1 rRNA gene (cut by a window edge) is annotated in these 2,500 nt (G+C 51.2%); it reads right to left on the reverse strand.

Annotated elements, in window-relative coordinates:
• Window positions 1-9: 9 nt before the first annotated feature.
• Window positions 10-2,500: ribosomal RNA gene (locus C8E03_RS21480) — 23S ribosomal RNA — on the reverse strand (it continues 401 nt past the right edge of the window).

Consider the following 2,500-nt stretch of genomic DNA (forward strand, 5'->3'; position numbering starts at 1 on the left):
TATTCTCTTTGGGTCATGCCCTCGACCGATTAGTAACAGTCAGCTCCATACATTACTGCACTTCCACCTCTGCCCTATCTACCTTGTACTCTTCAAGGGGTCTTACTAGCCTGCGCTATGGGATATCTCATCTTGAGGGGGGCTTCACGCTTAGATGCCTTCAGCGTTTATCCCTGCCAAACTTGGCTACTCTGCCATGCCGTTGGTCGACAACAGATACACCAGAGGTTCGTCCAACCCGGTCCTCTCGTACTAAGGTCAGCTCCTCTCAAATATCCTGCGCCCGTGCCGGATAGGGACCGAACTGTCTCACGACGTTCTGAACCCAGCTCGCGTACCGCTTTAATGGGCGAACAGCCCAACCCTTGGGACCTACTTCAGCCCCAGGATGCGATGAGCCGACATCGAGGTGCCAAACCACTCCGTCGATGTGAACTCTTGGGAGTGATAAGCCTGTTATCCCCAGGGTAGCTTTTATCCGTTGAGCGATGGCAATCCCACTTTATACCACCGGATCACTAAGTCCTAGTTTCCTACCTGCTCCACCCGTCGGTGTCACAGTCAAGCTCCCTTTTGCCTTTGCACTCTGCGAATGGTTTCCAACCATTCTGAGGGAACCTTTGAGCGCCTCCGATACTCTTTCGGAGGCGACCGCCCCAGTCAAACTCCCCGCCTGACATTGTCCTCCAGCCGGTTTACGGCTGCTAGTTAGAAATCCAATACTACAAGGGCGGTATCCCAACAATGACTCCGTAGTGACTGGCGTCACTACTTCTTCGTCTCCCGCCTATCCTGTACATGCAGTACCGAATCCCAGTATCAAACTGGAGTAAAGCTCCATGGGGTCTTTCCGTCCTGGCACGGGTAACCAGCATCTTCACTGGTACTTCAATTTCACCGGGTGCATTGTCGAGACAGTGCCCAAATCATTACGCCTTTCGTGCGGGTCGGAACTTACCCGACAAGGAATTTCGCTACCTTAGGACCGTTATAGTTACGGCCGCCGTTTACTGGGGCTTAAGTTCAAAGCTTCGCTTGCGCTAACTTCTCCCCTTAACCTTCCAGCACCGGGCAGGCGTCAGCCCATATACCTCACCTTTCGGTTTTGCATAGACCTGTGTTTTTGCTAAACAGTTGCTTGGGCCAATTCTCTGCGGCCTGCTTTCGCAGGCACCCCTTCTCCCGAAGTTACGGGGTTATTTTGCCGAGTTCCTTAACAATGCTTCTCCCGTCGGCCTTAGGATTCTCTCCTCATCCACCTGTGTCGGTTTACGGTACGGGTACAATATAATCAATAGCGGCTTTTCTTGGCAGCCAGCTCACACACTTCCCTACTTTTAGTTCGGTCCACTTTACGTCTTCTCCTTGCTGGGCGGATTTGCCTGCCCAGCGGATACCCCGCTTGTACCGGTCTTTCCATTCCCGGCTTGTGCTCTCTTTCTGCGTCCCCACAGTTCTGTTATATTGTAGTACAGGAATTTCCACCTGTTGTCCATCGACTACGTCTTTCGACCTCGCCTTAGGCCCCGACTTACCCAGGGCAGATCAGCTTTACCCTGGAATCCTTGGATATTCGGCCTAGAAGATTCTCACTTCTATCTCGCTACTCATTCCGGCATTCTCTCTTCTTAACGCTCCACTGCTCCTTACGGTACAGCTTCTTTGCATTTAAGAATGCTCCTCTACCAATCACATTACTGTGATTCCTAAGCTTCGGTGTTGTGTTTTAGCCCCGGACATTTTCGGCGCAAGACCTCTCGACCAGTGAGCTGTTACGCACTCTTTTAATGTATGGCTGCTTCTAAGCCAACATCCTGGTTGTCTCTGAAATCTCACATCCTTTTCCACTTAACACACACTTTGGGACCTTAGCTGTAGGTCTGGGCTCTTTCCCTTTTGACTACCCAACTTATCTCGTGCAGTCTGACTCCCATACATCATCTCTACGGCATTCGGAGTTTGATATTCTTTGGTAAGCTTTGACGCCCCCTAGGAAATTCAGTGCTCTACCTCCGCATGACTTGTATGAGGCTAGCCCTAAAGCTATTTCGAGGAGAACCAGCTATCTCCGGGTTCGATTGGAATTTCTCCGCTATCCACACCTCATCGCCACCCTTTTCAACGGATGTGCGTTCGGTCCTCCAATGCCTTTTACGGCATCTTCAACCTGGACATGGATAGGTCACCCGGTTTCGGGTCTACTCCTACTGATTTTGGCGCCCTGTTAAGACTTGGTTTCCCTTCGGCTCCGCACCTTTAGTGCTTAACCTTACCAGTAAGCGTAACTCGCCGGACCGTTCTACAAAAAGTACGCGGTTCACCATAACGGTGTTCCACAGCTTGTAAACACAGGGTTTCAGGTTCTCTTTCACTCCCCTCCCGGGGTTCTTTTCACCTTTCCTTCACAGTACTATGCGCTATCGGTCACTAAGTAGTATTTAGCCTTGGGGGGTGGTCCCCCCTACTTCCCACAAGGTTTCTCGTGTCTCGTGGTACTTTG

Origin of the sequence: Lachnotalea glycerini (assembly GCF_003201285.1) — a bacterium.
Classification (GTDB): Bacteria; Bacillota; Clostridia; order Lachnospirales; family Lachnospiraceae; genus Lachnotalea; species Lachnotalea glycerini.